We start from the raw sequence: 7,645 nt of genomic DNA, 5'->3' as shown, positions 1-7,645 counted from the left end.
CCACGCGCAGCCCGCCCCCGGGGCGGTCGGCCAGCCGGATGTCGCCGCCATGGGCGCGCAGGATGGTGCGCGCCACCGCCAGCCCCAGCCCGGCGCCGCCGGTCGCGCGGCTGCGCGATTCCTCCAGCCGGCGAAACGGCTGGAACACATCCTCGCGACGGGCGCCGGGGATGCCCGGCCCCCGGTCGTCCACGAGGATGCGCAGCCGATCCGGCGCCAGCCGCAGGGACACCCGCGCGCCGCCGGCGTATTTGATCGCGTTGTCGATGACATTGCCCAGCGCCCGGCGCAGCGCCACCGGGCGGCAGTCCAGCAGCACCCAGCGCGGGACCTCCGCCAGATCCACATCCGCGCCGGAATCCTTGAAATCGTCGCAGACCCGCGCCAGCAGCGACCCGAGATCCACCCGCGCGGGGGGCTCCGAGGTTGCGTCATCGCGTATGAAGGCCAGGGTCGAGGCCACCATCTGCTGCATGTCGTCGAGGTCGCGCAGCATCTTGGCGCGCAAATCCGCGTCCTCGACGAATTCGGCGCGCAGGCGCAGGCGGGTGATGGGCGTGCCCAGATCATGGGCGATGGCGCCCAGCATCTGCGTGCGGTCCTCGACGAACCGGCGGATGCGGCGCTGCATGACGTTGAAGGCGTGGGCGGTGCGGCGCACCTCCTCGGGGCCGGTTTCCGGGATCGCCGGCGCCTGCACGTTGGCGCCCAGCTTTTCCGCCGCGCGCGACAGCCGCATCAGCGGATCGGTCATGCGCCGCACGATCAACGCCGAAATCAGCACCACGGCGACCAGCATCACCGCCATGGACAGCCCGAGGCGCGCCGAAAAGAACCGCGGCGGCGCCTGCACCGGGGCGGCGACGTTCAGCCACCGGCCGCTGTCGAGCCGGCGCGAGGCGAGGATCATCTCGCCGGGAAACGGCAGCCCGTTCCGCGCGAAGAAGCCGCGCCAGTAATCGATCGCCTTGCCCGTCGCGTCGCGCGGCGCGAAGGCGACGCGGAAATCATCGAGCCGCGACGCCGCCGCATGGCGGCGCAGCTCGCGCTGCAGCACCGCCTCGCGCCAGCCGCCCGCGGCGGCCTCGCCCGCCGCGGGGGCGCCGGTGACGGTCACGAACCGCCTGTCCGAGCGCGCCGCGTCAAGCAATGCCGGCAGGTCCTCGGGCGCGACCGCGTCGGCAAAGGCCCCGGTGGCGGCGATCCACTGGATCGCGTGTTCGCCGCCGGCGGCGAGCAGGGCGCTTTCGCGGTCGGTGGCGTAGAACAGGTTGCTGACCAGATGCGTCACGGCGAGCCCCAGCACCAGCAGCGCCATGGCCCGCGCGGCCATGGTGTCAGGCAGCAGACGTTTCATCGACCGACACCTCCGCCGTGAACACATAGCCGCCGCCGCGGACCGTCTGGATCAGGCTGGGGGCGGCGGGGTCCCGCTCGATCTTGCGGCGCAGGCGGCTCACCTGCATGTCGATCTTGCGGTCGAACGGGATCTCCGCCTTGCCGCGCGCCAGATCCAGCAGCTGATCGCGCGACAGCACCTGCCGGGGATGCGCCGCGAACACCGCCAGCAGATCGAATTCCGCGGTGCTGAGATCCACCAGCGTGCCCGCGGCCGATGTCAGGCGCCGCAGCCCCACGTCCAGTCGCCAGTCGCCGAAGGCCAGCACCCGCCCATAGCCCCCCGCGGCCATCGGCGGCGCCATATGCGTGCGGCGCAGCACCGCCCGGACCCGGGCCAGCAATTCATGGGGGTGGAACGGTTTGGCGATGTAGTCGTCGACACCGCCGGCGAAGCCGCGAATGCGGTCATCCTCCTCGCCCATGACGGTGAGCATCACCACCGGGATGCGCGAGCTTTCGCGCAGTTCGCGGCAGATCGCCAATCCGTCCTTCCCGGGCAGCATGAGGTCGAGGATCACCAGATCGATTTTCCAGTTGGCGAGGATCGGCTGCATCTCGTCGCTGTCGGCGGCGACGGTGACCCGAAATCCCTGCTGGGTCAGAAACCGCTTCAACAGCACGCGGATTTCCCGGTCGTCATCGACAACCAGCAAATGTCCGCCAACAGCATCCATCGATGAGTTCATGTTCAAGCGATACTCCATTCATCGATTGCGGGGCGCGAAAGTTTGTAACGGTTTGTAACACGCCGCCCGGCATGGCCGGCGGAGGAGGGGAAGGGAGGGGATCTGCGGGGGGGGGGAAGAAAGCGGGGCGATCGTCTGAAGGGGGGCGCGATCGTTTCAGGCCGCCGCGCGTGCGATCGCGCGCAAGCGCGCCGCCGCCCGATGCGCGCCGGGCGGCTCCGCAGATCAGTTCCGATGAAAGACGGCGTCGCGCCGCCGGATCAGCCCCGGGATCGACCTCGGATTCAGCCGCGGGACTCCTGCGCCGTGGTGGGCGGCGGCGCGGGTTTCTCCGCCAGCGGCGCGGCGGTGGCGCCGTCGCCGGCGTCGGACACGCAGAGGTCGCGGGAATGCCAGAACGTGAACCCCGCCGGGCAGGCGACGCATCGCGCCTCGGCCGCCGAAGCCAGCCCGAGCGACGCAAGAACCGCCATCGACATCACCGTCAGTCGCATGCCCGCCCCCGTTCGCCCATCCGTATGCCCATTCGTATGCCCATTCGTATGCCCATAGGTTGGCCCGTCCCGTTGGCCCATCCAGGCGCCAGCCTGCGCGCCCGACGCCGCATCATTCACCGCGAAACGCGCCAATGCAACCGCCATGGCGCGGCGGGACGCTGCGGCAAATGCCGACGACGCGCATCCGGGGGGCCAAGCGCAAAAAAAGCCCCCGTCCGGCGGGAGGACCAGACGGGGGCTCTGTGTCGCCCGGACTCGCGTGGGAGGATCGCGGTCGGGCGGCGAACCGGTGAAGGCCGATCGGGCGCGTCGCGGCGTCAGGGAGGAGAACCGCCCGACGCGCCGAACGATCAGGCGATCCGACCGGTTTTCGGCGCGGCGACCTGCGCAAGGTCCGCCGCGAAGACGGCCTTCGCCCGCGCGGCGATCGCGAAGGCCAGATCGCGCAGATACAGCGCGCGCCCGTGCCGGGCGTTCATCTCGATGCGGGTGATGTCGTCGTGCGAGAGGGTTTTGAAATCGATCATGTCATCGCCTCCGTTTGCGCGGCGGCGCGTCGCTGCGCCGTTCGCTTGAGAGGATAGATAGGCGCCCGGCAGGCGTTGTGCACCGCACAATATCCGAAAGCCGCCATGCGCGGCGCGCATGACTTGGCGCGACGGCGAAACCGGAACCGCCGCCCCGGGGCGGCGGTCGCGCGTTTTCATTCACTGCGCCGGGACCCGAAGGCGCCCGGTCAGGGCGCGGGGTTCACAGGAACCCCGGCGCGGCGCCGTCGCGCGCCGCCATGTCCAGCCAGGCCCGCACATGCCCCGCCACCGAGCGGAAGCAGACCAGATCAAACGCCTCGGGCGGGCCAGCGTCGGCGATCCAGAAAGCCACCGCCGCCTGACCGAGCCGCGTGCGCCGGAAATCGCCCATGCCAAACGCCCCGCGCGACAGATCCGCCGGCGCGCCCTTGGCCAGCACCTCGCGCGCGCTGGCGCCGCTGACCCGGAACAGCGCCCGCGCATCGGAAACCACCGCCGCAAGATGATGGGTCCCGGCCAGCGCCGCGGACAGCGCGTCGCGCAGCGCCGCGGCCTCGGCGTGGTCGCAGATCAGCATCAGTTCGTCGGGCGACATCCAGGCCAGCGCGCGGGCGCCGTCGATCTCGATGCGCCGCCGCGCCGGAAGCGCCAGCCCGCTCGCGCCGGCGACCGCCTCGCGAAACCCGGCGGCGTCGAAATCGCCGCGCAGGGCGATCATGCCGCAGGGGCCGCGCGCCTCGACCCGCGCCCCCGCATCCTGCGTCGTTTCGGTCATCGCCTCAGACATTCTGCTGCGCCCCTTCCTTGTCGAAGAACACCGGATCGACCACCCGGGCCTTGATCGTCATGTCCGCGTCCACCGGGAACTCCAGCGTCTCGCCCATGCGCCGCGCCCCCCCCTCGATCAGCGCCATGGCGATGGAGCGCCCCAGCGTCGGCGAAAAATAGCTCGAGGTCACATGGCCGATCATCTTCGGCTTGCCGTCGGCGCGCGTTCCCTGCACCGCATGGGCGCCGTCGGGCAGCACGGTTTTCGGGTCCAGCGTCTCCAGCCCCACAAGCTGCTTGCGGTCGGGGCGGGTGAGGTCGGCGCGCTGCTGCGCGCGCTTGCCGATGAAATCGGCCTTTTTCTTCGACACCGCCCAGCCGAGGTTCAGATCCTGCGGGATCACCGTGCCGTCGGTCTCGTCGCCGATCATGATGAAGCCCTTTTCGGCGCGCATCACGTGCAGGGCCTCGGTGCCGTAGGGCATGACGCCGAACGCCGCCCCCGCCTCGCGCAGCTTGTCCCAGAGCGCCTGCCCCTGCCCCGCCGCCACGGCGATCTCGTAGCTGAGCTCGCCGGAGAACGAAATCCGGTAGACCCGCGCCGCAATGCCGCCAAGCGCGCCGTCGGCGAAGGCCATGAAGGGCAGCGCGTCCTTCGACACGTCCATGCCGCCCAGCGCCTCCAGCAGCTTGCGCGCCAGCGGGCCGACCACGGCGATCTGCGCGAACTGCTCGGTGAGATTGGCGGTGTAGACCTGCATGTCGAACCATTCGGTCTGCAGCCATTCCTCCATCCAGCCATGCACGTTGTCCGAACCGCCCGAGGTGGTGTGGCACAGGAACTCGTCATCCGAGATCCGCGCCACCACGCCGTCGTCGAACAGGAATCCGTTGTCGTTGCACATCAGCCCGTAGCGGCAGCGCCCCGGCTTCAGGCTGCTCATCATGTTGGTGTAGAGCATGTCGAGGAAACGCCCCGCATCCGGCCCCTTGACCAGCAGCTTGCCCAGCGTCGAGGCGTCCAGCATCCCCACCTTGCGCCTTGTGTTGAGGATCTCGCGGGTGACCGCCTGCCGCGTGGTCTCGGAACTGCGCCGATACGTGTAGGGCCGGCGCCAGTCGCCCACCGGCTCCCACACCGCGTCATTGGACTCGTGCCAGGAATCCATGGGCGATTTGCGGATCAGCTTGAACAGCGGTCCGCGCGCGTCGCCGGTGATCGCGCCGAAGGATATCGGCGTGTAGGGCGGGCGGAAGGTGGTGACGCCCACCTGCGGGATCGGCGCCCCGAGGCTGTCGGCGAGGATCGCCAGCCCGTTGATGTTGGAAAGCTTGCCCTGATCCGTGGCCATGCCCAGCGTGGTGTAGCGCTTGGCGTGCTCGACGCTGGCATAGCCTTCGCGCGCCGCAAGCTGCACGTCGGACACCTTCACGTCGTTCTGGAAATCGAGGAAGGCTTTCGAGGTCAGCGCCGGCCCGGCGCCCGCGGGCATGATCCACGCCGGCAGCATCGGGGCCTCGTCGGGCGCCTCGACGATGGGCGCCGCGGCGGGCGCGCGCCCCGCGGCCCGGGCCCCTGCCGCCATGGCGTCGCCAAGCGCCGCGCCCGCCAGCAGATGCCCGTTGGCGCTGCCGGCGGCGATGACGAAGCCCTCGCCGTCGGCGCCGGTGGGCGGGCGGTCCGGGTTCGGGCGGAACATGGCGTTGGCCTCGTCCCAGTCGAGCTTGCCGCCGCAATGGGACCACAGATGCACCACCGGCGACCAGCCGCCGGACATGGCGACCGCGTCGCAGGGGATCGTGTCGATGCCCACCTCGCCGTCGGCGGCGCAGTATTCGACCCCTTTCACCCGCTTGCCGCCCAGCACCCGGCGCACCGCCCGCCCGGCCTCGATGCGGATGCCGAGCGCGCGCGCCTGTTCGGGCAGCGCGCCGTCGACGCGCGGGCGCGGGTCGATGACCGCGGGCACGTCGAGCCCCACCCGCTTCAGCGCGATGGCGGTGCGGTAGCCGTCGTCGTTGTTGGCGACCACCACGGTGCGATCGCCGGGGCTGATCCCGTAAAGCGCCAGATAGTCGCGCATGGCCGAGGCCAGCATCACCCCGGGCAGATCGTTGCCCGCGAAGGCCAGCGGCCGTTCGATGGCGCCGGTCGCGGCGATGATCCTGCGGGCCCGGATGCGCCACAGCCGGTGGCGGGGCCGCCCGTCGCCCGGCGTGTGATCCGCCACCCGCTCATAGGCCAGCGCGTAGCCGTGATCATAGACCCCGGCGCCCATCATGCGGTTGCGCAGGGCGACGTTGTCCATGGCGTCCAGCGCCGCCAGTTCGCGCGCCACCCAGCCCGGCCCGTCGAGCCCGTCGATGGCCAGGTCGTCGCTCAGCGCCCGCCCGCCCCAGACCGGGGTCTGTTCGATCAGCAGCACCGACGCGCCGTCCGCCCCCGCCTGCCGCGCGGCGGCGATCCCGGCCATGCCGCCCCCGACCACCAGCGTGTCCACATAGACGTGGAAATGCTCGTAGCGATCCGGGTCCGGTTCGCTGGGCGCCTTGCCCAGCCCCGCCGCCTGACGCACCACGGGTTCGAACACATGCTTCCAGGCGGCGCGGGGCCACATGAAGGTCTTGTAGTAGAACCCCGCCGGGAACACCCGGCTCAGCGCCTGATTGATCGCGCCCAGGTCGAAATCGAGGCTCGGCCAATGGTTCTGCGACCGGGCGCTCAGGCCTTCGAACAGCTCGGTGGCGGTGGCCCGCTGATTGGGTTCGAACCGCGGGCCGTCGCCCAGCCCCACCAGCGCGTTGGGTTCCTCGGCGCCGCTGGCCACCGCGCCGCGCGGGCGGTGATACTTGAACGAACGCCCCATCAGCACATGGTCGTTGGCCAGCAGCGCCGAGGCCAGCGTGTCGCCCTCATAGCCCTGCAGCCGGGCGCCGTTCCACGAAAAGAACAGCGGGCGGGCGCGGTCGATCAGCCGACCGCCCCGGGAAATGCGGGTGCTCATGCCATGCCCTCCCAGCCCGGCCGCCGCGCCTTGATGCGCTCGATAATCGCCCGGGGCGGCGCGGTTTCGTCGGCGCGATAGGCGCCGAACACCTCCAGCGTCGCGGTGCAGCGGGCCAGATGGAACCACTTGCCGCAGCCGAAGACGTGGCGCCAGCGTTCGAAATGCACGCCCTTGGGATTGCGCCGCTCGAACAGATAGGCGGTGAAATCCGTGTCCGAGGCGCCGGGGCCGCGGCGCTCGACATGGGCCTCGCCGCCGGCGTGGAATTCGGTTTCCTCGCCGGCGACGCCGCAGCAGGGGCAGGTCAGGAGCAGCATGTCGCGCCTCTCGCGTTCATATCTGGGCAACGCATCGCGTCTAGGGTATGTTGATCGCGCAGTTTGCGTGTTGCGTGTAGCGTATGAAAGGAAACGGCATGGAGCGTATTCCCCAGCCGGACTCTGAACTGACGATATTCGGCCTGAGCCACGCGGGCAGCGTGCTCGCCGTCGTCATCCTCATTCTCGCGGTCTATGTGGCTTTCGACATGCTCCGCCCCGGCGCGCGGCGCAATCGTCGCGGCGCGCGTGGCAATGGGCATGGAGCGGACGCCGGTTTCTGGGACGACGAGCCCAAGGACTGAGGCCCAGGCCCCGCCGGGTCGCGTCCGGCGCTCCGCGGCCCGGGCATGGGGCGCGGGCGAATCGGCGCCAACGAAACCGCAGCGGGCGCAAGCGCAGCGCGCGGGGCGGCTGCGCCCGCCGGCAGGCGCGCCG

The 7,645-nt window shown here is 70.8% G+C and carries 8 protein-coding genes; 1 reads left to right on the top strand and 7 read right to left on the bottom strand.

What is annotated here, in order from left to right:
* The 7 genes from AC1HC7_RS18795 to AC1HC7_RS18765 all read right to left on the bottom strand — a co-directional run.
* Positions 1 to 1,357: ATP-binding protein (locus AC1HC7_RS18795; protein WP_479499312.1), on the bottom strand; the 1,357-nt coding region annotated here is incomplete at its 3' end.
* Complete coding sequence (locus tag AC1HC7_RS18790; RefSeq protein ID WP_479497248.1) at positions 1,338 to 2,087, bottom strand: response regulator; 750 nt, start codon at positions 2,085 to 2,087, stop codon at positions 1,338 to 1,340. The genes AC1HC7_RS18795 and AC1HC7_RS18790, both read right to left, overlap by 20 nt.
* 284 nt (positions 2,088 to 2,371) lie before the next feature.
* Entirely contained in the window at positions 2,372 to 2,581 is a 210-nt protein-coding gene (locus tag AC1HC7_RS18785) for a hypothetical protein (RefSeq protein ID WP_479497247.1), read from the bottom strand.
* 353 nt (positions 2,582 to 2,934) lie between these two features.
* A complete protein-coding gene (locus AC1HC7_RS18780) occupies positions 2,935 to 3,291 on the bottom strand; it encodes a hypothetical protein (RefSeq protein ID WP_479497246.1) in 357 nt (118 codons plus the stop codon).
* A gap of 43 nt (positions 3,292 to 3,334) precedes the next feature.
* Positions 3,335 to 3,901 (bottom strand): sarcosine oxidase subunit gamma, encoded by a 567-nt coding sequence (locus AC1HC7_RS18775; protein ID WP_479499311.1) that lies wholly within the window; start codon positions 3,899 to 3,901, stop codon positions 3,335 to 3,337.
* Positions 3,894 to 6,887, bottom strand: a complete 2,994-nt coding sequence (locus AC1HC7_RS18770; protein ID WP_479497244.1) for a sarcosine oxidase subunit alpha family protein — start codon at positions 6,885 to 6,887, stop codon at positions 3,894 to 3,896. Before AC1HC7_RS18770 ends, AC1HC7_RS18775 begins: the two co-directional genes overlap by 8 nt.
* Positions 6,884 to 7,207, bottom strand: coding sequence for a sarcosine oxidase subunit delta (locus AC1HC7_RS18765; protein WP_479497243.1), 324 nt, complete (start codon positions 7,205 to 7,207; stop codon positions 6,884 to 6,886). The genes AC1HC7_RS18770 and AC1HC7_RS18765 overlap by 4 nt, the downstream gene beginning before the upstream one ends.
* 98 nt (positions 7,208 to 7,305) lie before the next feature.
* Here AC1HC7_RS18765 and AC1HC7_RS18760 point away from each other — a divergent pair, with 98 nt between their 5' ends.
* The gene (locus AC1HC7_RS18760) at positions 7,306 to 7,512 is read left to right on the top strand and encodes a hypothetical protein (RefSeq protein WP_479497242.1); all 207 of its coding nucleotides are present in this window, start codon (positions 7,306 to 7,308) and stop codon (positions 7,510 to 7,512) included.
* Positions 7,513 to 7,645 lie beyond the last annotated feature (133 nt).

This window comes from Oceanicella sp., from assembly GCF_056449545.1.
The sequence above is the reverse complement of the archived record's forward strand: the minus strand, read 5'-3'. Positions and strand labels throughout refer to the sequence as shown.